Source organism: Streptomyces sp. NBC_01788 (assembly GCF_035917575.1).
Classification (GTDB): domain Bacteria; phylum Actinomycetota; class Actinomycetes; order Streptomycetales; family Streptomycetaceae; genus Streptomyces.
In genome coordinates, this window is record NZ_CP109090.1 from 515,243 (window position 1) to 539,282 (window position 24,040).

Annotated in this window: 26 protein-coding genes; 15 read left to right on the plus strand and 11 right to left on the minus strand. The window is 70.8% G+C overall.

All coding sequences use genetic code 11. The features are described 5' to 3' along the window. Nucleotides 1-24: 24 nt before the first annotated feature. From OIE49_RS02530 to ypfJ, 4 genes are all read right to left on the minus strand, one after another. A complete protein-coding gene (locus tag OIE49_RS02530; protein ID WP_326800855.1) occupies nucleotides 25-993 on the minus strand; it encodes a LysR family transcriptional regulator in 969 nt (322 codons plus the stop codon). A 133-nt stretch (nucleotides 994-1,126) separates the two neighbouring features. Then, entirely contained in the window at nucleotides 1,127-1,768 is a 642-nt protein-coding gene (locus tag OIE49_RS02535; protein WP_326800856.1) for a hypothetical protein, read from the minus strand. Continuing rightward, nucleotides 1,765-3,498: a PHP domain-containing protein gene (locus OIE49_RS02540; RefSeq protein WP_326800857.1), complete on the minus strand. Its 1,734-nt coding sequence runs from the start codon at nucleotides 3,496-3,498 to the stop codon at nucleotides 1,765-1,767. The genes OIE49_RS02535 and OIE49_RS02540 overlap by 4 nt, the downstream gene beginning before the upstream one ends. A gap of 190 nt (nucleotides 3,499-3,688) precedes the next feature. Further along, nucleotides 3,689-4,573 carry a KPN_02809 family neutral zinc metallopeptidase gene (gene ypfJ / locus OIE49_RS02545; protein WP_100568843.1) on the minus strand — a complete coding sequence of 295 codons (885 nt, stop codon included), beginning with the start codon at nucleotides 4,571-4,573 and terminating at the stop codon, nucleotides 3,689-3,691. Between the two features lie 247 nt (nucleotides 4,574-4,820). On the opposite strand from ypfJ, the gene OIE49_RS02550 reads away from it, so the two are divergent. Then, nucleotides 4,821-5,393: a DUF6529 family protein gene (locus tag OIE49_RS02550; protein WP_401739727.1), complete on the plus strand. Its 573-nt coding sequence runs from the start codon at nucleotides 4,821-4,823 to the stop codon at nucleotides 5,391-5,393. Nucleotides 5,394-5,420: 27 nt separating this feature from the next. On the opposite strand, the gene OIE49_RS02555 is transcribed toward OIE49_RS02550, so the two are convergent. Continuing rightward, nucleotides 5,421-5,978 (minus strand): DoxX family protein, encoded by a 558-nt coding sequence (locus tag OIE49_RS02555; RefSeq protein ID WP_326800859.1) that lies wholly within the window; start codon nucleotides 5,976-5,978, stop codon nucleotides 5,421-5,423. Between the two features lie 225 nt (nucleotides 5,979-6,203). Here OIE49_RS02555 and OIE49_RS02560 point away from each other — a divergent pair, with 225 nt between their 5' ends. Then, nucleotides 6,204-6,401 carry an antitoxin gene (locus OIE49_RS02560; protein WP_100568846.1) on the plus strand — a complete coding sequence of 66 codons (198 nt, stop codon included), beginning with the start codon at nucleotides 6,204-6,206 and terminating at the stop codon, nucleotides 6,399-6,401. A gap of 230 nt (nucleotides 6,402-6,631) precedes the next feature. On the opposite strand, the gene paaK is transcribed toward OIE49_RS02560, so the two are convergent. Both paaK and paaI read right to left on the minus strand, forming a co-directional pair. Continuing rightward, nucleotides 6,632-7,978 (minus strand): phenylacetate--CoA ligase PaaK, encoded by a 1,347-nt coding sequence (gene paaK, locus OIE49_RS02565; RefSeq protein WP_326800860.1) that lies wholly within the window; start codon nucleotides 7,976-7,978, stop codon nucleotides 6,632-6,634. Next, entirely contained in the window at nucleotides 7,975-8,463 is a 489-nt protein-coding gene (gene paaI / locus OIE49_RS02570) for a hydroxyphenylacetyl-CoA thioesterase PaaI (RefSeq protein ID WP_326800861.1), read from the minus strand. Before paaI ends, paaK begins: the two co-directional genes overlap by 4 nt. A 96-nt stretch (nucleotides 8,464-8,559) precedes the next feature. On the opposite strand from paaI, the gene paaN reads away from it, so the two are divergent. The 10 genes from paaN to paaE all read left to right on the plus strand — a co-directional run bounded on the left by paaN (nucleotide 8,560) and on the right by paaE (nucleotide 17,930). Beyond that, on the plus strand, nucleotides 8,560-10,272 hold the full coding sequence (gene paaN / locus OIE49_RS02575) for a phenylacetic acid degradation protein PaaN (protein ID WP_326800862.1): 1,713 nt from the start codon (nucleotides 8,560-8,562) through the stop codon (nucleotides 10,270-10,272). Beyond that, nucleotides 10,265-11,488 (plus strand): thiolase family protein, encoded by a 1,224-nt coding sequence (locus OIE49_RS02580; RefSeq protein ID WP_326800863.1) that lies wholly within the window; start codon nucleotides 10,265-10,267, stop codon nucleotides 11,486-11,488. The genes paaN and OIE49_RS02580 overlap by 8 nt, the downstream gene beginning before the upstream one ends. Next, nucleotides 11,485-12,240, plus strand: coding sequence for an enoyl-CoA hydratase/isomerase family protein (locus OIE49_RS02585; RefSeq protein WP_326800864.1), 756 nt, complete (start codon nucleotides 11,485-11,487; stop codon nucleotides 12,238-12,240). Before OIE49_RS02580 ends, OIE49_RS02585 begins: the two co-directional genes overlap by 4 nt. Next, nucleotides 12,237-13,097: a 3-hydroxyacyl-CoA dehydrogenase family protein gene (locus tag OIE49_RS02590; protein ID WP_326800865.1), complete on the plus strand. Its 861-nt coding sequence runs from the start codon at nucleotides 12,237-12,239 to the stop codon at nucleotides 13,095-13,097. The genes OIE49_RS02585 and OIE49_RS02590 overlap by 4 nt, the downstream gene beginning before the upstream one ends. Beyond that, nucleotides 13,088-13,927 carry an enoyl-CoA hydratase/isomerase family protein gene (locus tag OIE49_RS02595; RefSeq protein ID WP_326800866.1) on the plus strand — a complete coding sequence of 280 codons (840 nt, stop codon included), beginning with the start codon at nucleotides 13,088-13,090 and terminating at the stop codon, nucleotides 13,925-13,927. Before OIE49_RS02590 ends, OIE49_RS02595 begins: the two co-directional genes overlap by 10 nt. Nucleotides 13,928-14,116: 189 nt before the next feature. Further along, nucleotides 14,117-15,130 carry a 1,2-phenylacetyl-CoA epoxidase subunit PaaA gene (gene paaA, locus OIE49_RS02600; protein ID WP_326800867.1) on the plus strand — a complete coding sequence of 338 codons (1,014 nt, stop codon included), beginning with the start codon at nucleotides 14,117-14,119 and terminating at the stop codon, nucleotides 15,128-15,130. Then, the gene (gene paaB / locus OIE49_RS02605; protein ID WP_100568855.1) at nucleotides 15,127-15,429 is read left to right on the plus strand and encodes a 1,2-phenylacetyl-CoA epoxidase subunit PaaB; all 303 of its coding nucleotides are present in this window, start codon (nucleotides 15,127-15,129) and stop codon (nucleotides 15,427-15,429) included. The genes paaA and paaB overlap by 4 nt, the downstream gene beginning before the upstream one ends. A 13-nt stretch (nucleotides 15,430-15,442) precedes the next feature. Then, a complete protein-coding gene (gene paaC / locus OIE49_RS02610) occupies nucleotides 15,443-16,309 on the plus strand; it encodes a 1,2-phenylacetyl-CoA epoxidase subunit PaaC (protein WP_326800868.1) in 867 nt (288 codons plus the stop codon). Continuing rightward, nucleotides 16,303-16,815, plus strand: a complete 513-nt coding sequence (paaD, locus tag OIE49_RS02615; protein WP_326800869.1) for a 1,2-phenylacetyl-CoA epoxidase subunit PaaD — start codon at nucleotides 16,303-16,305, stop codon at nucleotides 16,813-16,815. The genes paaC and paaD overlap by 7 nt, the downstream gene beginning before the upstream one ends. Beyond that, the gene (gene paaE, locus OIE49_RS02620) at nucleotides 16,815-17,930 is read left to right on the plus strand and encodes a 1,2-phenylacetyl-CoA epoxidase subunit PaaE (protein ID WP_326800870.1); all 1,116 of its coding nucleotides are present in this window, start codon (nucleotides 16,815-16,817) and stop codon (nucleotides 17,928-17,930) included. The genes paaD and paaE overlap by 1 nt, the downstream gene beginning before the upstream one ends. Before the next feature lie 186 nt (nucleotides 17,931-18,116). Here paaE and OIE49_RS02625 read toward each other — a convergent pair whose 3' ends face one another. Both OIE49_RS02625 and OIE49_RS02630 read right to left on the minus strand, forming a co-directional pair. Further along, nucleotides 18,117-18,482: a nuclear transport factor 2 family protein gene (locus tag OIE49_RS02625; protein WP_326800871.1), complete on the minus strand. Its 366-nt coding sequence runs from the start codon at nucleotides 18,480-18,482 to the stop codon at nucleotides 18,117-18,119. Between the two features lie 120 nt (nucleotides 18,483-18,602). Beyond that, complete coding sequence (locus tag OIE49_RS02630) at nucleotides 18,603-19,286, minus strand: TetR/AcrR family transcriptional regulator (protein WP_326800872.1); 684 nt, start codon at nucleotides 19,284-19,286, stop codon at nucleotides 18,603-18,605. A gap of 116 nt (nucleotides 19,287-19,402) precedes the next feature. On the opposite strand from OIE49_RS02630, the gene OIE49_RS02635 reads away from it, so the two are divergent. Then, a complete protein-coding gene (locus OIE49_RS02635; RefSeq protein WP_326806120.1) occupies nucleotides 19,403-20,413 on the plus strand; it encodes a hypothetical protein in 1,011 nt (336 codons plus the stop codon). A gap of 573 nt (nucleotides 20,414-20,986) precedes the next feature. Beyond that, nucleotides 20,987-21,373 carry a hypothetical protein gene (locus tag OIE49_RS02640; RefSeq protein ID WP_326800873.1) on the plus strand — a complete coding sequence of 129 codons (387 nt, stop codon included), beginning with the start codon at nucleotides 20,987-20,989 and terminating at the stop codon, nucleotides 21,371-21,373. A 382-nt stretch (nucleotides 21,374-21,755) separates the two neighbouring features. Here the strand turns inward: OIE49_RS02640 and OIE49_RS02645 are convergent, their stop codons facing one another. Both OIE49_RS02645 and OIE49_RS02650 read right to left on the minus strand, forming a co-directional pair. Then, on the minus strand, nucleotides 21,756-22,223 hold the full coding sequence (locus OIE49_RS02645) for an SUKH-3 domain-containing protein (RefSeq protein ID WP_326800874.1): 468 nt from the start codon (nucleotides 22,221-22,223) through the stop codon (nucleotides 21,756-21,758). Nucleotides 22,224-22,457: 234 nt separating this feature from the next. Continuing rightward, on the minus strand, nucleotides 22,458-22,934 hold the full coding sequence (locus OIE49_RS02650) for a relaxase domain-containing protein (RefSeq protein WP_326800875.1): 477 nt from the start codon (nucleotides 22,932-22,934) through the stop codon (nucleotides 22,458-22,460). A gap of 142 nt (nucleotides 22,935-23,076) precedes the next feature. On the opposite strand from OIE49_RS02650, the gene OIE49_RS02655 reads away from it, so the two are divergent. Next, nucleotides 23,077-23,781: a hypothetical protein gene (locus OIE49_RS02655; protein ID WP_326800876.1), complete on the plus strand. Its 705-nt coding sequence runs from the start codon at nucleotides 23,077-23,079 to the stop codon at nucleotides 23,779-23,781. Nucleotides 23,782-24,040 lie beyond the last annotated feature (259 nt).

Sequence of the window (24,040 nt, forward strand, 5' to 3'; positions counted from 1 at the left end):
GGACGACCCGCGCGTCGGCGCGGGTCACCCCGTCCCGGGCAGACCCGCGTCCGGGGTGCCGGGCGGGTCCTCGTCGAGGAACCGGGCGACGGACGCGGCGAACGCCTCGGTCACCCCGTGGTCCCGGCCCGCGTCACTGACCCCCACCGTGATGTTGATCTGCGGAAGCAGTCCGGGCAGCCGGGACGAGGGAAGGTCCGTCGCCCGCTGCCCCCCGTCGCCGAGAACGACACCGGCCGGGACCACGGTGATGCACTCCCCCAGGCGGATCAGCGCGTGCATGGTCCGGTAGTCGTCCACCACGTGGAAGCGGGAGATCTCGTACGTCTCGATCAGTGTGGTGGTGATCCTCGCGTGGTGGGTCAGCACAGGATTGTCGAACAGCACGAACCGGTAGCGGGACAGCAGCTCCTTCACGGCCGGGGCGCTGACCTCCTCCAGTACCGTTCCCGGCGGGTGGACGAGCGCCATGTCCTCGGTGCCGATGACGTCCGTGCGGAAGGGGTGGTCGGCTTCCGTCGAGTAGAACAGCCCGGCGTCCAGCTGGTTCAGTTCCAGCAGGTCGATCACCGTCGTGGCGGGCCGGCTGGTCACCCGGAACTCGTCCGCCCCGTACACGTCCAGCGCGCTGCTCACCACGGCCCGCACGGACCGCTCCGACAGCCAGTTGTCCACGCCGAACACGACCTTGTGCGGATGTCCGGCCACCTCGGTGAAGCTCCGCGGCCGGGACGGGTCCTGCTTGCCCAGGACCGCCGAGGCGTTGGACAGGTCCCGCATGAGCTGGGCGGCGTACGGCAGGAAGTACGCGCCCTGCGGGGTCAGCACCGCGCCCTTCCAGCCCCGCTGGAACAACGCGAAGCCGAGACTGTCCTCCAGCCGCCGCAGCCGCTGGCTCATCGCCGGCTGCGTGACGTACGAGTCGGCGGCGGCCTTGGAGATACTGCGGTGCCTGGCCACGGCCAGGAAAGATCGAAGCGCCTCGACATCCACGGTTGCCCCTCCTTCGGCCACGACACGGGGCTCGATGGACGGGACCCTACTGCCCCGTGGACCCTTTGTGACCTGCTGGGACCGCGAGGCGGAAGGACTTCTTCCGGGCGGGTGCCGCCGGCCGGCGCGGCCGTCAGCAGTGATCGGCGCAGCAGGGCGTGGGGTCGGGCACCTCGAAGGGGGCGAGGAGGCCGCCCGCGGCGGGCACGAGCGGCAGCACGAGCTGTCCGTCCTGCCACAGGGGACGGACATGATCGCGAGTCGTGACCGGGGTGTCCGGTGCCGGGCCGCCGCCGGGGCCGGACGGCGCTCCGACGACCGTGACCCGTTCGATGGCGGTGTGCTGAAGGACGAAGCTCAGCGGGACCGTGCCGACGAGACGCCCGGCACCGGGGTAGACGACGGCGCGTCCCCGCGCGCGGCTGTGCTGCTCGGCGGCCGCCAGCGCGGCGCCCTCCGCGTACGACTCCGGACCGTGCCGCAGCGCGCCGAGGGCCGCTCCTGAGGATGGCCGGCCCTCGTCCGCCTCCGTGAGGAGGGTGACCAGCCGGTGCCACACCGAGGCCGCGGTGTCCGCGTCCGGCAGTGCCAGGGAGACGGCGATGTGCGGTCGCTCGCCGCTTCGGACCGGGTGGGTGCAGGCGACGGTGGTGTCCGGCAGGCCGAGCCGCGCCACCAGGTCGCGGGCGAGGTGATCGGCGCCGCGCAGGTCCGCCGACCCGGCGTCCACACCGATCACGGTGGGGGCGCCGGGTCCGCCGGGTGTACCGGTCATGCGGGCAGGACCCACATCGGGTTGGAGTAGAACCACAGGTCCTTCCACGGGTCGGCGTCGCCGACCACGTCCATCGCCGGTCCGGCCGGGTCCACGGCGGCACCTCGCAGACCGACCGCCGAGCGGTTCCCGTCGGTGCCGCGCAGCCGCACGTACACCGGCTTGTCCACGCGGCCGAGGGAGTACGTCAGCCGCACCGAGCCGGTGGACTTGTTCACCTCGAAGGACTTGACGACCTTCGTGTCCGGGGTGATGAACACGTCCTTGTCGGAGACCCGGCCCGTGACGGCACCCTGGATCACGTCGACGCGGGCCAGCGTCGGCACGAACTGCGCCCAGTTGGGGCCGCCCGCGAGGCTGATCTCGACGACCAGGTCGACCTGGCTGCCACGGCGCACGTGCAGCGCGTCGCCGAGGGTGACGGCCTTGCCGCCGGAGCGCAGCTGGGCGTTGAGGCCGCTGATCAGTCCGCCGTGGTCGACCCAGACCCGGCCGGCCCGGATGCCGTCCATGACCGCCTGGTAGGAGAAGGAGGCGGCACCGACGTGGGTGCGGGAGTACTGGCCGGGCCAGAAGTCGCCGTCGCCCAGGTTCAGTCCGCCGCCGTGGACCGGGTCCTCGTAGCGGCCCCTGGCGTCGAAGTCGCTGCCCGGCCCGCGGACGGAGGAGTCGGCGTAGACGCTGTGGGAGTCGGAGTTGGCGGTGATCCACCACGGCTTGCCCTCGGCCAGCAGGCTGTCCCAGAGGCCGCCGACGGTCGCGGTCATCCAGTCGAAGCCGCCCCAGGTGCGGTAACTCTCCAGCGGGTAGCCGGAGAAGGAGTCGGCGCCGGGGCTGTTGTCGTAGTAGCCCCGGCCCGAGCCGGGTCCGTTCGGCGCGGGCAGGCCAGCGGCCTGGTGGCCGGGGGCGCCCTCCATGCCGACGGCGATCGTCGGCTGCGCGTCGCGCCAGGCACGGATCTCGTGCGGGGAGTCGATGCCCTTGCGGGCGGGGTGGTTGGCCAGGAACAGGGCGTCCTTGACCTTGCGGCGCTTGACCTGCTCGGCGAGGAAGTCGACACCCGCGATGGCGAGCGCCTCGTTGGCGGGGGTGGAGGCCGTGGCCTTCTTCACGGCCCCGTCGAAGGAGTTCTCGAACTCCTTCAGCACGGCGACCTCGTTGCTGCCGGGGTGGACGAAGACGGTGCCGTGCTCGGCGGCCGGGATGTTCCACTCCAGGCCCTGGAAGACGAGCGTGTCGCTGATCTTCCCGCGGGCGGCGACGATGTCCGGGTTGACCTTCTCCACGCCGATCTTGGCGTGCTGCTCGCTGCCGTGGTCGGTGATGACCATCCAGTCCAGGCCGTGCGCGTTGGCCTGGCGCACGTGGTCGACGACCCGGTACTTGCCGTCGGAGCTGTACTGGGTGTGGATGTGGTGGTCGCCGGCCAGCCACAGGTAGCCCCCGGAGCGGGCGGGCTGGGAGGACTGCTGGTTCTGGTTCTGGCCCTGGTCGCCCTGGGACTGGGACGCGGCCGCCTGTCCGGCGCCTGCGAGCACGCTGCCCGCCGCCAGTCCGGCGCCGAGCAGGCCGGTGCGGCGCAGCATGGACCGGCGGGAGAGCTGGTCGGGCGTCAATTCGGCGTCGGGGACGTCGAGGTCGAGCGCCGGCGGCAGGGATCCATCGCCCGTACCGTGCGTGTGGTCGTGGTGGTGGTGATGCCCGTGGGCGTGACTGTGGCCGTGGCCCATGTCCCAACTCCTGCCGTCGGTACGTGCAAAGCGTGTTCGAGCGGCGCCCATGCTGGGCCCCTGCCGCCAACACGGTGGGAACGGCCGGTGACATCGACAGGTACGGCCGGTGGCACCCGGACGTGCGACAGACCTGTAGACACGGCGAAGGCCCCGGCCGGGAAACCCGGTCGGGGCCCTCGTCACATGGTCAGATGGCGCCGGTGAAGGTGTCGCACCGGGCCGGGGAGCCCGTGGTGTACCCGGTGGTGAACCAGTGGACCCGCTGCTGCGAGCTGCCGTGGGTCCAGCCCTCCGGGTCGACGCGGCCCTGGGTGCGTTCCTGGATGCGGTCGTCGCCGACGGCCTCCGCGGCGTCGAGGGCCTCGCGGATCTCGGCGTCGGTGAAAGGCTTTTCGAAGAAGCCGGTGGTGACGGCGTTCTTGGCCCAGACTCCGGCGTAGCAGTCGGCCTGGAGCTCCAGCCGGACCGAGCCGCTGTCGGCTCCCGTGCGGTCCCGGCCGGCGCGGTTCATGGTGCCCAGCAGGTTCTGCACGTGGTGCCCGTACTCGTGGCCGATGACGTACGCCTGCGCGAAGGGACCGCCCTTGGCGCCGAACCGGTCCTCCAGCTCACGGAAGAAGCCGAGGTCGAGGTAGACGCCGCGGTCGGCCGGGCAGTAGAACGGGCCCATGGCGGACGTGGCCCGGCCGCACCCCGTGTTCCAGGTGCCGGAGACCAGTTTGGTTCCGGCCTTGCTGTACGTCTGCTGGAAGTGCTCGGGAAGAGCGCCCTGCCAGTAGCGCTGGATGCTGTTGACCACACCCACCACGCGGCACTTCTCCAACTCGTTGGCGCTGCTGCCCTTGCGGCACTTCTCCTTCAGGTTCTCGCCCGGCTGCGAGGCGGCGGAGTTCGAGCCGCCGCCGTTCAGGAGACTCGCCGGGTTGACGCCCAGGAACAGCGCGGCGACCAGGACGACGACGCCGATGACGCCGCCTCCGATGGTGAGCCCGCCTCCGGGAATGCCACCGCCGCTGCTGCCGAGGTCATCGACCTGAGAAGCATCAAGATCCACGTCATCGCGGAATTCCATGGGTCGTTCGTCTCCTGAGGGTTGGTGATCACCCCCATTCTGCCCGGTGCCGTGGACCGGTCGCAGCAGCGACTGCCCAGGCGGACCAGTTGGAGTGGACAGGACCCGAGCAACCGGGGCCAACTGGGAGAAGCGGCCTGGATGCGCCGTCCGACACCAATGGAGCGCTCATGAAAGGAACGGCCGCGGCGACAGTGCCGGCGGTTTCCGCCGTGCCGCAAGGTCGAAGCCGATTGATCGGGGACTGATGACCGAGCAGACGGGCGCGCGGACGCGTCGTCCCGCACGAACGGTGGCGGGCTTGCTGGCTGCTCTGCTGCCGCTCGCGGTCGCGGTGGGGCTGTACGCGTTCGGCCGCACGCACACACCCGACTACACCAGCGGCCTGTTCGGGCGGCACGGCGTCGGTGTCTACGATCTCAAGGCGCGCCTGGGCAGCGCCCTGATGGCACTCGCGCTCGTCCAACTGCTGCTCGGGCTGTGGATGTACCGGCGCCTGCCGGGAGCGGGAGCCGCGCCGCACCGGGTGCACCCCGCACACCGGCTCATCGGCCTCCTCGCCTTTCTGCTCTCGCTGCCCATCGCCTACCACTGCATCACCGCCTACGGAGTCAAGTTCACGAGCAGCCGAGTGGCGGTGCACTCCATCACGGGCTGCGTCCTGTACGGCGCGTTCGTCGCCAAGGTGCTGGTGGTCCACAGCCGCCGACTGCCCGGTTGGGCGCTTCCGGCCGCCGGCGGCGTCCTGGTCACCGCTGTCGCACTGATGTGGTACACAGCCGCTTTGTGGTTCTTCGCCGGCTCCGCCCCCGGCTTCTGACCATGCAAAACGTTGCTTGCCGGGGCACTAGAGAGCGAGCGCGACCGCGGCGCCCGCGCCGCCCAGGCCCAGGGCGACGGCCGCCTCCCGCCAGCCGCCGAAGCCCCATCGGAAGAACCGGTCGAGGGCCAGCCGGCCCGGTCCGATCGCGGCGATCCCCAGGGCGACGACGGCGATGCCGATGTTGTATTCCACACCGCCGTCCGTATCCCACAGGCCGTGGGCGCCGGTGACGGTCACCATCGCGTTGATCATGACGCCGATCAGGGCGGCGGCCGCGAGCGGGGTCAGCAGCCCGAGGGCGAGACCGAGGCCGCCCAGGAACTCCGACAGACCGGCGATCGCGGCGAACAGCTTTCCCGGGCGGTAGCCGAGGGCGGCGAACCCCTGACCGGTCCCGGTCAGGCCGCTCCCCCCGAAGAGCCCGAAGAGTTTCTGCGCGCCGTGCCCGGCCATCAGCAGGCCGAAGGTGAGCCTGACGAGCAGCAGACCGCAGTCGGCGGCGGTCCCCGTGACCGCGCCGGTGTGCGGTGCCACCGGCTCCGTGGCACGGGAGGGACGGTACAGAATGCGATTCGTCAACATGGGAGCTCCGCTGAGAACGCCAGGACGGGCGTTGCCCCCAGCTCGGTCACGCCGAGACACCGGTCGCGGGGCCGCGCAGGACGCGCATCTCCCCCTGTCCCCCGTGCCGATCCTTCCGCAGCGGGCGCAGTCGCGCATCCTGGCCGGTCCGCGCCCGTCCGTTCGTCGCGTCATGACATCATGAGGGCCCGGACTACTACAGCCCCGTAGAGGAGCGGCACACGCATGTTCGACCAGCTGAAGAGCCTGAAGGGCAAGGTCGAGGGCATCGCCGAAGCCCACGGCGACAAGATCTCCGACGGCCTGGAGAAGGTCGGCGAGTTCGTCGACGGCAAGACCGGCGGCAAGCACAGCAGCACGATCGACACCGTCGTCGACAAGGCCCAGGACGCCGTGGACAAGCTGGGCAAGCACAAGGACTGAACCCACCGGCCCAGGGCGACCCAGGTCCTCGGGCGGGCCTGGGTCCGGGAACGTGTCCGTCCGCGCGCCCTCGACGAACCGCTACCCCATCGGTGACTTCGCGACCGCAAAGCCGCGCCGGGGTGCGCGGGAGGCCTGGAGACGGCTACGCCGGCCGGTGCCCGTCTCGGCCGGAAGCCGGCGCCCCGACCGTCACGCCCCGACCGGGCCGCACCGGCCAGGGCCGGGGCTCATCCCTTGCGCAGGTCCCGGACCCGGCGGATCTTGCCCACCGAGCGCTCCAGGGTCTCCGGCTCGACCACGCACACCTCGACGCTGATGCCGACCGAGTCCTTCACACCCTTGGTGATGATCCTGGCCGCCGTCTCGCGCTGCTCCGGGCCGACGCCGGGGCGGGCCTCGATGTGGACCGTCATGTGATCCATGCGGCCGCGCTGGGTCAACTGGATCTGGAAGTGCGGCGCGACGCCGGGCACCCGCAGCACGACCTCCTCGATCTGGCTCGGGAACACGTTCACACCCCGCAGGATGATCATGTCGTCGCAGCGGCCGGTGATCTTCTCCATACGGCGGAAGGCGGGCCGCGCGGTGCCGGGCAGCAGGCGGGTGAGGTCACGCGTGCGGTACCGGATGATCGGCAGGGCTTCCTTCGTCAGCGAGGTGAACACCAGCTCGCCGCTCTCGCCGTCGGGCAGCACCTCACCGGTGATCGGGTCGACGACCTCGGGACAGAAGTGGTCCTCCCAGATGTGCAGGCCGTCCTTGGTGTCCACGCACTCCTGCGCCACACCCGGGCCCATGACCTCCGAGAGGCCGTAGATGTCGACGGCGTGGATGTCCATGCGCTCCTCGATCTCGCGCCGCATCGCCTCCGTCCAGGGCTCGGCGCCGAAGATGCCGACCTTCAGGGAGCTGGTACGCGGGTCCACGCCCTGCCGCTCGAACTCGTCGAGCAGGGTCAGCATGTAGGAGGGCGTGACCATGATGATCTCGGGTTCGAAGTCCCGGATGATCTGCACCTGGCGCGCGGTCATGCCGCCGGAGGCGGGGATCACGGTGCATCCGGCGCGCTCGGCTCCGTAGTGCGCGCCGAGGCCGCCGGTGAAGAGGCCGTAACCGTAGGAGATATGGACCTTGTGGCCGCGCCGGCCGCCCGCGGCGCGGATGGAGCGGGCGATGAGGTCGGCCCAGGTCGACAGGTCGTTCTCGGTGTAGCCGACCACGGTGGGGCGGCCGGTGGTGCCGCTGGAGGCGTGGATGCGCCGGACCTCGGACATGGGGACGGCGAACATCCCGAAGGGGTACGTCTCGCGCAGGTCGGCCTTGGTGGTGAAGGGGAAGCGGGCCAGGTCCTCGAGGGAGCGGCAGTCGTCGGGCGTCACGCCGGCCGCGTCGAACTTCCTGCGGTACAGCTCGACGTTGTCGTAGGCGTGGCGGAGGGTCACGCGAAGCCGGCTGAGCTGCACATCGCGGAGCTCCTCGCGGGTCAGGCGCTCGCCGCTGTCCAGCAGCTCGTCCGGGAGGGGCTGCCCCAGCCGGGGCCCCTGATCCGCCGGGGCCGTGACTTCGCTGCTCATTGCGACTCCTTCGTCTTCTCGCTTCGTAGGCTGCGGCTGCGCCCGCGGAACTCCGCGATCACCTCTTCGCCCGCCCGTCTGCCGCCACCACCCTCGACGGACCGCGCTTCGCGCGGGACGTCGGTGATACGCCGCACGCTCACGTCATAGATCCCGCTGCGCCCGTACCGGGTGCGCTCGCAGGCCGTCGCCACGAGGACGTCGCCCTCGCGGGCCGGGGCGATGAAGTCGATGTCGGCCGCCGCGGCGACCGTCACGGGCCCGTGGCTGTTGCAGGCGCAGGCGAACGCGGTGTCGGCGAGCAGGAAGATGTAGCCGCCGTGGGCGATCCCATGCCCGTTGACCATCGCCGGCGTCACGGTCATCCGCACCTCGGCGGTTCCTTGGCCGTGGTGCGTCAGCTCGATGCCGAGATTACGGGAGGCCAGGTCCGCGGCGAACATCGTCTCGACCGGACCGGGGTCGACGTCAGTGGCCTGCGTCACGTTTTTCCACCACCTTGTGTACCGACCGAACATTCGGTTAGCGTCGGCAAAGCCAAGTAATCAAGCATCACCGCTGCCTGTCAAGAGGTGGACCGCATGCCCCACACCACTCCCGAGCCCGTCGACTTCTTCGCCCGCCACCGAGAGTTGCTGGAGACGGCGGTCGCGGCCACCGAGAGCCGGGACCACTGGACCCCGTACCCGGAGTCGCCCAGCAAGTCGGTGTACGGCGAGGAGGCCCCGAAGCTCGGTGAGGCCGCTTTCCGGGACCAGATGGGCAAGCCGTTCGAGCTGCCCGGACACCCCGGCGAGGGGACCGTGCAGGCCACCGAGACCTCCCCCTACGGCTTCGGCCTCGGCATCGGCTACCCCCGCGTCCGGCCCGAGGAGGCGGTGGCCGCCGCCAAGGCCGCCACGGGCCCCTGGCGCGACGCGGGCCCGGATGTCCGCGCCGGTGTCGCCGCCGAGATCCTGGCCCGGCTCAACGCGGCCGGCTTCGAGAACGCGCACGCCGTGCAGCACACCACCGGACAGGCCTTCGTCATGGCGTTCCAGGCGGGCGGCCCGCACGCGCAGGACCGCGGCCTGGAGGCCGTCGCCTACGCCTGGGCGGAGCAGAAGCGGCACCCGCGCTCCGCGCGCTGGACCAAGCCCCAGCGCAAGGGCGGGGACCTGGTGATGGACAAGAAGTTCACGCCGGTCGGACGCGGTGTCTCGCTGCTGATCGCCTGCAACACCTTCCCCACCTGGAACAGCTATCCGGGCCTGTTCGCCAGCCTGGTCACCGGCAACCCCGTGGTGATCAAGCCGCACCCGGGCGCCGTACTGCCGCTGGCGCTCACCGTGCGCACCGCCCGCGAGGTCCTCGCCGAGGCCGGCTTCGACCCCAACCTCGTGATCCTGGCCGCCGAGGAGCCCGGCGAGCGGACCGCTGGCCTCCTCGCGCTCCACCCGGACGTGCGCATCATCGACTTCACCGGCTCCACGGAGTTCGGCGACTGGCTGGAGACCAACGCCCGCCAGGCCGCCGTGTACACCGAGAAGGCGGGTCTGAACACGGTCGTCCTGGACTCCACCGACGACTACCGCGGGCTGCTGGGCAATCTCGCCTTCTCACTGTCCCTGTACAGCGGCCAGATGTGCACCACCCCGCAGAACCTGCTGATCCCCCGCGCCGGCATCGCCACCGACCAGGGCGTCAGGACCGCCGACGAGTTCGCCGCCGATCTGGGGGCCGCGCTGGACAAGCTCCTCGGCGACCCGGCCCGCGCGGCCGGCACGCTCGGCGCCGTCGTCAACGACGGCGTGCTCGACCGACTGGAGAAGGCGGCGGCGCTTGGCATCACGGCGCACGCCTCGCAGCCGGTGGAGCACCCCGAGTTCCCGCAGGCCACCATCCGTACGCCGCTGGTGGCGCGCCTGGACGCGGAGGCGGACGAGGAGACGTACACCCGCGAGTGGTTCGGGCCCGTCTCCTTCGTCATCGGCACCGACTCCACCGAGCACAGCCTGCGGATCCTCCGGGAGACGGTGCGCGCCCACGGCGCGCTGACCGCCGCCGTGCACTCCACGAGCGAAGAGGTCCTGGCCGCCGCCGAGTCGGCGGCCCTGGACGCGGGGGTGCATCTGTCGGAGAACCTCACCGGCGGCGTCTTCGTCAACCAGTCCGCGGCCTTCAGCGACTTCCACGGCAGCGCCGCCAACCCCGCGGCCAGCGCCACCCTGTCCGACCCCGCGTTCGTCACCGGCCGCTTCGCGACGCTCCAGTCGCGCCGCCCCGCCGCCATCGAGGAGAGCACCCATGCCTGACGAGGTCTACCTGATCGACGGGGCCCGCACCCCGCAGGGCCGCTACGGCGGCGCCCTGGCCTCCGTCCGCCCCGACGACCTGGCGGCGCTGGTGGTCGGTGAGGCCGTGCGCCGCGCCGCGATCCCGGCCGAGGCCGTGGACGAGGTGATCCTGGGCGCCGCCAACCAGGCGGGCGAGGACAACCGCGACGTGGCACGCATGGCGGTGCTGCTCGCCGGGCTCCCGCACACCGTGCCCGGCTACACCGTCAACCGGCTGTGCGCCTCGGGTCTGACCGCGGTCGCCTCGGCGGCCCAGGCGATCCGGTCCGGCGAGGCCGACCTGGTCGTCGCGGGCGGCGTGGAGTCGATGACCCGCGCCCCGTGGGTGATGGAGAAGCCGGGCACCCCGTGGGCCAAGCCGGGCCAGGTGCACGACACGTCCCTGGGCTGGCGCTTCACCAACCCGCGCTTCGCAGCCGCCGACCGCGCGGTGCCCGCCGGGGCCGGTCCGGACACGGTGCGGACGACCCTGTCGATGGGTGAGACGGCCGAGGAGGTCGCTGCCCTCGACGGCATCACCCGCGCCGACTCCGACGCCTTCGCGCTGCGCAGCCACCAGCGGGCCGTCGCCGCGCAGGACGCCGGGCACTTCGACCGCGAGATCGTCCCGGTCCCGGTGAAGGACGGACTGGTGGAGCGCGACGAGGGCCCGCGCCCGTCGACGACGCTCGAGAAGCTGGGCTCCCTGCGCACCATCTTCCGCAAGGACGGCATCGTCACCGCGGGCTCGTCCTCCCCGCTGTCCGACGGGGCGTCGGCGCTGGTCGTGGCGAGCGCGGCGGCCGTTGAGCGGTACGGACTCACCCCGCGCGCCCGCGTCGTCACCTCCGCCTCGGCCGGGGTGCAGCCCAACCTCATGGGCCTCGGCCCGGTTCCCGCCACGCAGAAGGCGCTGGCTCGCGCCGGCTGGCAGACCGCGGACCTGGACGCCGTCGAGCTCAACGAGGCGTTCGCCGCGCAGGCACTGGCCGTCGTACGCCGGCTCAAGCTCGACGAGGACCGCGTCAACGCCGACGGCGGCGCCATCGCGCTCGGCCATCCGCTGGGCTGCTCGGGCGCCCGCATCCTGCTCACGCTGCTCGGCCGCCTGGAGCGCGAGGACGCCCGCCGGGGCCTGGCAACCCTGTGCGTGGGCGTGGGCCAGGGCGTGGCGATGCTGGTGGAGCGCGTGTGAGCCGGGACGCGTACGAGACGCTGCTGGTCGAGGAGCGCGATGACCGGGTCGTGGTGACCCTGCACCGCCCCGAGGCACGCAACGCGATCAGCGGGCTCATGATCCGCGAACTGCACGCGGTGTGCGACCTGTTGGAGGACGACCCGAAGCTGCTGCTGCTCACCGGCCACGACAACGTGTTCGCGGGCGGCGCGGACATCGCGGAGCTGCTGCGGCGGGGCCGGGACGAGGCGCTCCAGGGGATCAACAGCCGCCTGTTCGAGCGGGTGCGCAGGCTGCCCATGCCGACCGTGGCCGCCGTCGACGGCTGGGCGCTGGGCGGCGGGGCGGAGCTGTCCTACGCCTGCGACATCCGTATCGCGGGACCCGACGCCGTCTTCGGCAACCCGGAGCCGGGGCTCGGCATCCTGGCGGCGGCCGGGGCGTGCTGGCGCCTTCCTGAGCTGGTCGGCGAGTCGGTCGCCAAGCAGGTGCTGCTCGCCGGGCGGAACCTGGATGCCCGGGCGGCGCTGGCCGCGGGTCTGGTCATCGACGTCGTACCCGCGGAGAAGCTGCTCGACGAGGCGCACGCGCTGCTGGACCGCATGGCGCGGTCCTCGGCCACCGCGCTGCGTCTGACGAAGCTCGTCGTCGACGCGCCGGGCGCGCACCCGGTCGCCGACGACCTGGCGCAGGCGGTGCTCTTCGAGGGACAGGACAAGCAGGACCGCATGACGCGTTTCCTGGAGAAGAGGAACAGGAGCAAGGCATGAGCAGTCCGACCGTGCCCGCCGTCGTCGGTGTGATCGGCGGTGGCCGGATGGGGGCCGGAATCGCGCAGTCGTTCGCGGCCGCCGGGTCGTCGGTGACCGTCGTGGAGAGCGGTGCGCACGCCGCGGCCGCCGCCGTGGAGCGCGTCGCCACCGGGCTGCGCCGGGCCGCCGAGCGCGGCCGGCTGGCCGAGCCCGCCGAGCAGGTCCTCGCCCGGGTCACGGCCGTGGAGTCCGTGGACGGTCTCGCGCAGGGCACCGAACTGGTCGTCGAGGCTGTGCCCGAGAACGCGGCGCTGAAGGCCGGGCTGCTCGCCGCGGCCGAGGCGGCGGTGGACGACGCGACCGTGCTGGCCACCAACACCAGCTCACTTTCGGTCGCCGAGCTGGCCTCGGCGCTGACGGTGCCGGGCCGCTTCCTGGGCATGCACTTCTTCAACCCCGTGCCCGCCTCCGAGCTGATCGAGATCGTCGTGGCGCCGGAGACCTCGCCCGAGGTCGTGCGGGCGGCGCTCGGCTGGACCCACGCGCTGGGCAAGAAGGACGTCGTCGTCAAGGACTCCCCCGGCTTCGCCAGCAGCCGTCTCGGCCTGGCGCTCGGCCTGGAGGCGATCCGCATGGTCGAGGAGGGCGTGGCCGAGCCGGAGGCGATCGACGACGCGATGAGCCTCGGCTACAAGCACCCCATGGGCCCGCTGCGCCTGACCGACCTGGTCGGTCTCGACGTCCGCCTGGCCATCGCCGAGTACCTGCACGCCACGCTCGGGGAGAGGTTCGCCCCGCCGCAGCTGCTGCGCGACAAGGTCGCCAGGGGCGAACTCGGCCGCAAGTCGGGACAGGGGTTCTACACATGGCAGTGACCCCGCCGGAGGCGGCCTCGCCCGACGCGGCGGGGCAGAGTGTCGGCTACCGCGTCGATGACGGCGTCGCGGTCATCGAACTGCGCAGGCCTTCCGCCGGAAACGCGCTCGACGCGGCCCTGCGGTCCGGGCTGCTGGCCGCCGTGCGCCGGGTGGCCGGTGACGCGGACGGCGAGCGGGTGCGCGCGGTGCTGCTGACCGCGCAGGGCCGGAACTTCTGCGTCGGGCAGGACCTCAAGGAGCACGCCGAGGCCCTCGAGCGCGACCCGGAGTCGGCGTTCGCCGTGGTGCGGGCCGAGTACAACCCGCTGGTGGAGGCGCTGCACGCGCTGCCCGTGCCGGTGGTCGCGGCGGTCGAGGGCGCGTGCGTCGGGGCCGGGCTGGGTCTCGCGCTGTGCGCCGATGTGCGGGTGGCGTCGGACGGCGCGCGGTTCGCGACCGCGTTCACCGGGATCGGGCTGGCCGCCGACAGCGGTCTGAGCCTGTCGCTGACCCGGGCGGTCGGCCCGTCGTATGCCGCGCTCCTCATGTTGCTCGGCGACCACTTGGACGCCGGGGTCGCACAGGAGCTGGGGCTGGCGCACCTGGTCGTGCCCGACGGGCAGGCGGCGGCCGAGGGGCTGGCGCTGGCCCGGCGGCTGGCGGCGGGTCCCACGGCCGCGTACGGCGAGGTCAAGGCGTTGCTGCGGCACGCGGCGTCCGGGGCGGGGCTGAGCGCGGTACTGGAGCGTGAGGCGGCGGCCCAGGAGCGGCTCGGTGCCACCGAGGACCACCGCGGCGCCGTGCGGGCCTTCCTCGCCAAGGAGAAGCCGTCCTTCGGGGGCCGCTGAGAAAGGGCCGCCGGACCGAGGGCCGCTGAGCAAAGAGGCCGGACCGAGCGCCGCCCGTCGTACGCGGCGGCCCTCGCACCGCCCCGCGGCCGCGTGCGGCCGGGCGATCCCGGATCCAGGGGTTGCCGGGGCCGGGAAAATTCGACAGACTATTACCCGAACGAATGGTCGGTAGGGAAGCTGGTATCGATGACCACGTCACACGGCACAGTGTCGAGCGGCGACAGCGCGGAGCAGCGGCTCCAGGAGCAGTTCGACGCGACGATCGCGAAGGATCAGCGGATCGAGCCCCGGGACTGGATGCCCGAGGGCTACCGGAAGACGCTGATCCGCCAGATCGCGCAGCACGCCCACTCGGAGATCATCGGGATGCAGCCCGAGGGCGAATGGATCACCCGGGCCCCCTCGCTGCGCCGCAAGGCCATCCTCTTCGCGAAGGTCCAGGACGAGGCCGGGCACGGCCTGTACCTGTACTCGGCGGCCGAGACCCTGGGCGCCGACCGCGCGGACCTCACCGAGCGCCTCATCGAGGGCCGGCAGAAGTACTCCTCGATCTTCAACTACCCCACCCCGACCTTCGCCGACGTCGGCGTGATCGGCTGGTTCGTCGACGGCGCGGCGATCTGCAACCAGGTGCCGCTGTGCCGCAGTTCGTACGGCCCCTACGCCCGCTCCATGGTGCGGATCTGCAAGGAGGAGTCGTTCCACCAGCGGCAGGGCTACGAGCTGCTGATGACGATGATGCGCGGCACCGACGCCCAGCGCGAGATGGTGCAGGACGCGGTGAACCGCTGGTGGTGGCCGTCCCTGATGATGTTCGGCCCGCCCGACGGCGACTCCCCCAACTCGGCCGCCTCGATGGCCTGGAAGATCAAGCGGCACAGCAACGACGAACTGCGTCGGCGATTCGTCGACATGACCGTCCCGCAGGCCGAGAAGCTGGGCGTCACCCTGCCCGACCCCGAGCTGCGCTGGAACGAGGAGCGCGGCCGGCATGACTTCGGCACCCCCGACTGGTCCGAGCTCAAGCGCGTGATCAGCGGCGACGGGCCGTGCAACGAGGAGCGCGTGGCACGGCGGAGGGCCGCGCACGAGGACGGCGCCTGGGTGCGTGAGGCGGCGTCCGCGCACGCGGCCAAGCGGGCCGCCATGACCGGGGCCACCGAGGACGCCCGGAACAACGAGGAAGGAACGGCGGCATGAGCAACACCGGTGGTACGAAGGACAGTTGGCCGCTGTACGAGGTGTTCGTCCGCGGCAAGCGCGGCCTGAACCACGTGCACGTCGGCTCGCTGCACGCGGCCGACGACGCCATGGCGCTCAGCCACGCCCGCGACCTGTACACCCGGCGCAACGAGGGCGTGAGCATCTGGGTGGTGCGCTCGGAGCACATAGCCGCCTCCACCCGGGACGAGAAGGACCCCTTCTTCGCGCCCAGCGCCGACAAGGTCTACCGGCACCCCACCTTCTACGACATCCCCGACGATGTCCCCCACATCTAGGAGCAGGACGGACATGAGCGACGTCACCGACGACCACGTCTACCTGTCCCTGGCCGCGGACCACGGGGAGTCGGACGCCCGATGGGCCTTCGGCACCGGTTTCGAGGACCCGCTGCACGGCGTCGACACCACCGTGCCGGACTCGGTCGAGCCCGCCGAGCTGGCCGCGTACTGCCTCGCCCTCGGGGACGACGCCCTGGTCGGCGCGCAGCGCCTGGCCGAGTGGTGCACGCGGGCCCCGGAGCTGGAGGAGGAGGTCGCCCTGGCCAACATCGGCCTCGACCTGCTCGGCCAGGCACGGCTGCTCTACGCGCGCGCAGGCCAGGTCGACGGCAGCGGCCGGAACGAGGACGCCTACGCCTACTTCCGGGACGCGGCGGACTTCCGCAACGTCCGGCTCGCCGAACTCCCCAACGGCGACTTCGCGTTCTCCGTCACCCGGCTGCTGGTGCTGTCCTGCTGGCGCCTGGCCGTCTTCCAGCGGATCGCCGCCACCACGCAGGACCCGGTCCTGAGGGCGATCGCCGCCAAGGGTGTCAACGAGCTCGCCTATCACCGGCAGTTCGCGGCGGACTGGGTGGTGCGCCTGGGCGACGGCACGGAGGAGTCCCACCGGCGGATGCGGGCCGCGCTCGCCGCCGTCGCCCCGTACACGGACGAACTCTTCGCGCCGCGACCGGGGTTCGGCGTCGACCCGGCGGATGTGCGGGAGGAGACGACGGCCGTGCTGGGGCAGGTCCTCGACGCCGCCGGTCTTGAGCCGCTCGCGGCCGGGGCGCTGCCCGGTCAGGGCCGGGAGGGCGACCACACCGAGCATCTGGCCCCGCTGCTGGAGGAGTTGCAGGGTCTGGCCCGCGCGCATCCGGAGGCGACATGGTGAGCGCACTGGACGAGCGGCGCGCGCGGCACGTGGCCGAGCAGGTCCCGGACCCGGAGCTGCCCATGCTCACGCTGGCCGACCTCGGCGTGCTGCGCACCGTCGAGATGAGGCCGGACGGCACGGTCGTCGCCGGTCTGACCCCCACCTACTCCGGCTGTCCCGCGATGGCGGAGATGCGCGCCGACGTGGCCGCGCGGTTGCGTTCGGCCGGTTTCGCGCAGGTGGAGATCCGTACCGTCCTGGACCCGCCGTGGACGACGGACTGGATCACCGCGGAGGGCCGGCGCAAGCTCACCGAGGCGGGCATCGCCCCTCCCGGCAGTGCGCCCCGGCGCACCGGCGGCGCCGTGCCGCTGGAGCTGTCCATCACCCGGCGCGCGGTGGCGTGCCCGCGCTGCGGTTCGTCCGACACCGAGGAGACGTCCCGCTTCGCCGCCACCTCCTGCAAGGCACTGTGGCGCTGCCGCAGCTGTCTGGAGCCGTTCGAGTACGTCAAGGAGATCTGATGGCCCCGACCACCACGACGGAGACCGACGTGTCCGCCGCCCCCGCGCGGCGCCGCCGTCCGGCCTTCCACCCGCTGCGGGTCGCCGCGGTGCAGCCGCTGTGCGCGGACGCGGCCGCCATCAGCTTCGACGTGCCCGAGGAACTGGCGCAGGAGTTCGCCTACCGTCCCGGCCAGTCCCTCACGCTGCGCCGTGAGGTCGACGGGCGCGACGAGCGTCGCTCGTACTCCATCTGCTCCCCCGTCGGCGCCCGCCCCCGCATCGGCGTGCGTGTGGTGCCCGGCGGCCTGTTCTCCTCCTGGCTGGTGGAGGACGTCCGCCCCGGCGACACCGTCGAGGTGATGGCCCCCACCGGCGCCTTCACCCCCGACCTCGCCGAACCGGGCCACCACGTCCTGATCGCCGCGGGCTCCGGAATCACCCCCATGATGTCCATCGCCGAGTCCGTCCTGGCCGCCGACTCCCGCTCCCGGGTCACCCTCTTCTACGGCAACCGCCGTACCGACACGGTGATGTTCGCCGACGAACTCGCCGACCTGAAGGACCTCTACCCCACCCGCTTCCAGCTCGGGCACGTCCTGTCCCGCGAACCGCGCGAGGCCGAACTTCTCTCGGGGCGCCTGGACTCCGAGCGCCTGGCCGCGCTCATCGACGGGCTCGTCGACGTGAAGAGCGCCGACCACTGGTGGCTGTGCGGTCCGCACGGCATGGTCCGCGACGCGCAGAAGCTGCTCGGGGACCTCGGCGTCCCGGCGGACCGCGTCCACCAGGAGCTGTTCTTCGCCGACGACGAGCCGATCCGCACGGTCCGCCACGAGGACGCCACGGGCGACGGCCCGGTCAGCCAGGTCACCATCACGCTCGACGGCCGCTCCACCACGTCCCCGCTCTCCCGCGAGACGACGATCCTGGACGGGGCGACGCGGGTGCGCCCGGACATGCCCTTCGCCTGCAAGGGCGGCGTGTGCGGCACCTGCCGCGCCCTGGTCACGGACGGCGAGGCCGACATGCGCCGCAACTACGCGCTGGAGCCCTCCGAGGTCGACGCCGGCTACGTGCTGACCTGCCAGACGTTCCCGGTGTCCGACACCCTGACCGTCGACTTCGACAGCTGAGGCCGTCCGGGCGGGACCTGCCCGGACCACGCCGACCTGATCGTCTTCGCCCTGGCCGGGCGGGTACGCGGGGTGCATGACGGGTACATCCTCAGATGTACGCCGGCTGCCTGATCGGCACCTCCGCTAAACCGACCGCCCGCCAGGCAGTCGGCAAACACGCGCGGGGCAGCGGGCTGTCTTCGCTCAGCCGGTCAAAGTGGCCTGGTGGAAGTACATGCGCCAACCCGTTGCCGTCAGACGCCACAGGGAGCTTCGCCATGCTCGGCGACCGCTGTTGTCGGCGAAGTACGTCAAGTGAACGACGCCCGGAGCGAGCACGACCCCTGACATCTCGCTGACCTTGACCGGCGACTCCGGATCCACTGAGCCGGCACTCGTCACGGCGAGGATCGATGTCGCATCCCACCGACGGCCAGACGCCCCGAACTCGATGAACTCCGGGTCCAGCAGCTCCGAGACAAGGACCGGCGAAGCACGCACCTCAGAGTCGAGAAGCCTCATCTCCGCATTGATGGCCGCTTGAACAGCTCGCTGATTCTCGTCTGCCATGCCGGAATCCTACGGCCACGTGCCGTCGCTTCCCATCAACATTCCAGGTCGGCTTGACCACCAACTGCCGTTCGAACTCACACACAGGTGCTGTCACTCAGCGACCTGGCACGGCGTCATCTACATTGAATCGGCTGACGATGATGATGACGGTTGGGTGTATCGCTCGGCGGCGTCGAACGCAGGCGCGAGCGGGGCCAGCGCCGCGCGGAGCTGATCGGGCAGTGGGCCGGAGGGCACGACCAGTCCTCCGGCGCCGAAATTCCCGACGGCCCCTGCATTCCCGGCCGACCGGAGCCAGCCTTCCAACGCGATGCGCACCGCCGCAGCCACACTCGCCGCGAGAACACGGGCTGTGTGCGCTCCGGCGTCACCCAGGCGTTCGGCGATCACCGCTGTGAGAGGGGGCTCGATGCCGGCGGTTGCATCGAGGAACGCGTCGCACAGCGCGGTCCGGGTGGTGATCAGCAGCAGCGCCTCGTGTTCGCGCTCACCGGTATTCGTGTACTGCTCGACCACGGCTTCGGTGACGGCGTCGGCCAGGCGCACTCCTGCGGGCCGGGCCGCGACCGCCGCCGCGATCCGCGCCTCTCTGTCCCCGGTAACAGCGGAGACGATCGCCTGCTCGCGGCTGGCGAAGTAGTTGTTGTAGGTGCGCGGCGAGACCCCGGCCGCCTCGGCGATGTCCTCGACCCGCACCTGGTCCGGTCCGCGCTCCACGGCCAGGCGCAGGGCCGCCTCGCGTAGCGCCTCGCGCGTGGCCTGCTTCTTCCGCTCCCGAAGTCCTGGTGATGGTGTCGTCACGGTGTCAGCGTTCCACACGATGATGCGTGCACGCAAATTTGCGTGCACGCAAATTTCTTGCCAACCTCGCCCCGACCGGGGCCGACAGAGAGGACGTCACCATGCGAGCAAGAGGAATGACCTACGACACCGGATTCGTCCTGCACGGCCAGATATCCCGCGAGCGCTTCGACCCTGCAGTAGTCCGGCGGGAGCTCGCCATCATCCGCGACGACCTGCACTGCAACGCGATCCAGATCATCGGCGGGGACCCGGACCGACTGGAGCTGGCGGCCAGTGCCGCCGCCGAGCTCGGCCTGGAGGTCTGGTTCTCGCCCTATCCGCTGGAGCTGGATCCGGAGCAGATCCTCACCCTCTTCCGCGACTGCGCCGAGCGAGCGGAACGGCTCCGGCAGCAGGGGGCCACGGTCGTGTTCGTCGCAGGGGTCGAGCTGAGCGTGATGAACCGCGGGTTCCTGCCCGGACAGAGACCCGAGGAGCGGGTCGAGCAGCTGATGAGCCAACCCGAGCGGCGGGCCGAAGCGATGCGTGAGCTCGGCGTGCGCGTCAACGCATTCCTCCGCGACGCCGCGGCCACGATCCGCGAGCGCTTCCAGGGCAAGCTCACCTACGCATCCATCCAGTTCGAGCAGGTCGACTGGACTCCCTTCGACATGGTGACGTTCGAGCTGATCCGCTCCGCCGAGGTCGCCGACCGGTTCCGGGACGCGGTGCGCACTCTGGCCCAAGATCCGAAGCCGCTCGCCATCACCGGGTTCGGCACCGCGGCCTACCGCGGCGCGGGAGACCGCGGTGGGCGGGTGCTGGAAGTGGTCGAGTACGACCCGGAGACCAAGGCACCTGTACGGCTGAACGGCATATACGAGCGTGACGAGGCCGGCCAGGCCGCATATCTGAGCGAACTGCTGGAGATCTTCGAGACCGAGGGCGTGGACAGCGCGTTCGTGTTCTTGTTCTCCTTGCCTGGTTACCCGCACCGCCCGGACGGCGACCCCAGGGACGACTTGGACCGGGCCGGCCTGGGCATCGTCAAACTCCTCGAAGGGCACCGAGGGCAGACCTACCCCGACATGGAATGGGAACCCAAGGCCGCCTTCGCGGCAGTGGCGCAGCGGTATCGGAAGTGACAGGCTCCGCGCACGGTGCCCACGGCTGTCTCCACAGGGCGCAAGCGAGGCCACGCGGGGGCCCGTTGGGATCAGGCAGGAACGAAGCAACCAAAGCGGGCCACCGAACGCTGACTTTCGCCGAAAGCAGCTCAGTCCCACCAGTCGTCGCCGGTGTGCCGGCGCCGCACCCACTTCTCAAAGCCCCATGCGTGGTCATCACACGCCGGGATGGCACCAACATCAGCGACCATCCAGACCTCGTGGGCTGGGAGCAGCGCTGCTGTTGTCGCCGTCTGTCCTCTCTCCACTCCTGCGGACGGTTGGCCACTGGCAAGTAGGTGTTTTTGACCCAGCCGTCGTGAAGGTGAGCCGAGTGGGTTGCGTTACGAACCTTTCGAATCTCATGCGTACGTGAGAACGAGAGAAACCTGCCGATGCGACCGTGATTAGAACCTATTGTCACGAAACATCATTGAATTCCGCGTACTTCCCTCATCGGCCCCACAGGCTCACATGATCAGACTTCGGGGGTCGTGATCTGCCCGGTTCGCGGTTCCTGGATGACGGGCAAAGACAAGATGGGGTGGGTACGTGCTCAAGACGAGGCTCAAGAAGCTCTCCGTGGCGCTGTCGGTGCTCGGGCTGGCCATCAGCGGAGTAGCCTCAACTCAGGGAACTGCGCAGGCAGCAAGCTACGGCTGGGTGTACATCTCCTTCCCGAAGTGGCTCGGTAACTGCCCGAACGCCACCGTCAAGGGAATCCAGGCCTACACGAACTACTGGAGCACCAACTGGGACATGGGCGATGACCTGGTCTACGGGAAGGTGGCGCTCGGCCAGCGGAACACCATCATCGGCAACCTCCTCTGCAAGCGGCGCATCGGCGGCTACTACCAGGCCGTGGCGCGCTACGACGTTGTCCCGACGCGCAACAAGCAGACCGTCTGGATCGGCCCCGGGGGCTGGACCCGTAACTGACAGACATGCGAGATGACCGGCTTGCGTGACAAGCCCCAACCAGTCGGGCCCAGGCCGCCGTCGACCCGTGCGGTCACCCGCTGGAATCTCACCCACCCCGACGCCCTGACCGAGGGTGACCGGCTCTCACTCAAGGGCGTACTCGCCACCTACGCCGAGCTCGAAACCCCTGCTGGACATGTCCGCGCTTTCGCGAGCATGCTCACCTCGCCCGGCACCTCGCACGAGACTTGGACGCCGTCACCGCCGGCCTCTAGTACCCCTGGAACTCTGGCGTCGTTGAGGGCCACGTCAACCAGATCAAGATGCTCAAGCGTCAAATGTTCGGCCGTGCAGGATTCGAGCTCCTTCGCAAACGAGTCCTGCTCTCCTGATGAGCGCGTCACTGGGCCTGATCCGACGGCCTGCGCTCGTCATCGATCCTGCGGGGCTTCACGCCGAGGATGAGATTCTCGAGGGCCTGCGGCATCGGCCCGAAGCCAGCGATCCAGGAAGCGACCAGGTAGATCTCACTGTTCTCATCGATACCGAGAAAGTATCGGCCGTGATCGAGCTCGCCGAGAGGGAAGAGACGTCTCCCTATGGCGTCGCTCCACTCCGAGAACCGGTCGTCCTCACCCCAAGCAAGCTCCGGATCCAGTTCGAACGGTTCGCGGGCGACGCTGATTCCCGGACCACTGATGCTCACGGTCAGCCCTCCGAACTCGTGAAGGAACGCATCGGCAGCGTCGTGCATGGCGAGGCCGCCCGCTTCGAACATGGACCGCCAGTCGGCCGTGTCGACCCGTCTGCCTGCCGTCCACCCCGAAGCCTCCAAGATCTCAAGCACCTCTGGCGACCATCCGCTCATGACAGGCCAAGCTCCTCAACTTGAAGTGAGAGGCGATCATCCGCGCGGCGGCAGCACCTGGACGTACCCCTTGACCGCGACCACCCGCTCCGCCAAGCCTTCCAGCTCAGCTCTGCGGCCTCCAGACCGAGCGGACAAGCGTCGGCGACCCGCGCGAGCAGCTGGGCCTTGCTGAACTCCTCGCCGAATACGGTGAGTCCGTGCTGCGGATATAGAACCTCGACGGCAATCAGCTCAAGGGAGGGCGTGCGCGAGGCCGTCGGGCCGAGTCGCGGCGAGTGGCCCGTCGGGGCCGGGCGGGCCGGGGGCGGCTGCCGCGACCATCGCATCGACGTCGTAACCAAGGTCTTCGGCCCGCCGGCGCCAGGTGACACGCAAGTCGATGACGCCAGTGTCGTGCTTGGCGTGCCGGGTCTCGGCCAACACTCGGAGTTTCTCTTCGCGGCCGGCGTCGGCGATGGCGTCGACCTGGGCGGCGCGGCAGGCGTAGTGGTCGCGCAGCGGCTCCGGAATACCTTCGACCTCCCATGCGCCAGTGCGCGGCGAGCGGGCGCAGCAACGCAACGGCCAGAACAGCTGTGGCTGCGCTCCCGAGCGGCGGACAGGGAGCGAAGCGCCATCACCCAGCCCGCGCATGGTCAGCGCTCGGCGCAGACCCCGGTGCGGTCGCGAAGAGTCACCCGGATCTTCCACCGGCTGATCGAGGAGCACTGCGCCGACGCGTTCGTACCCGATGGTCAGGCGGGCCCGTCCGCTCCCGCTGAGGCGGTCACGGCGTCTTCCTCGCGGCGCAACCATGAGTGGCCATCAGGCGTCGTGATCACCAGCCAGGGATCCATGAAAAGGGGCATCCGTGTACGCAGGCAGAGGCTGGGCCAGTACCGCCGTCGCCGTCGCAGGGGCGGTGATGCTCTTCGCCACCGCCTGCGAGGGGCCATCAGCCCTGGCAGACGGCGACAAGGGCAAGGCGTCGCCCGGAGCTTCGACGCAGGCGACGCGGACGCCCGCCACTCCGTCGGGCGCGAAGAGCTCGCCGAACCCCGACTTCGCGGCCTTCCAGGCCAAACCCTGTCCAAAGCTCACCAATGCTGACCTAACCAGGGGCGACCTGATCACCACGGTCATCGACCCGCGTGAAGGCATCACCGTCCTCCCCGGCGGCGAACCGCAGACCGTCCTCGTCAAGCTCTGCAACACCACCGGCAAGGCACTCCGCTACATCGCGCTCTCCGCGCAGGTCGAGTGGAACTACGCGGGCGAGCGGGAGCCCAGGCTGACGATGGAACGGCGCGAGGCGCCTGACGGCGACTGGCACCCCGACGGACTGCGTGTGGCCAACGACGACGATCCCCTGACCGGCGCTTCCGGTGCGCGGGACCTGCCCGCCCACGGCACCCGCGTCGTGGAGTACCGGATCAGCGCAGCCGAGGACGCCCCTGCGGGCCAGGGAAGGTTCGGTATCCATGCCGTCCGGACCGACTGGAACCCGTTTTACACGGATGACCCGCGCGGCGGCGGCCACGGAGCCTTCCAGCTCACCATCGCCCCTCGCGAGTGATGGGCCCGACGGCGTCCCCACCTACGGGGTCCACCGGGAATCCCCACGCTCGGGTGCGGGAGCTGCACATGACGGGAGCCACGCTTCAGAAGACCAGTGCATTCCTCCGGCCCACCTCGACGGCCCGCCGCCCTCACGGGCGGCGGGCCGTCCACGAAGTGACGTCATTTCTCGGGTTCTGGCTCAACTTCTGAGGTGCGTGCACACTGAGCAATGAGGTGGGGACGACGGTCGCGGCTGGTTGGGCTCCGATCCATGA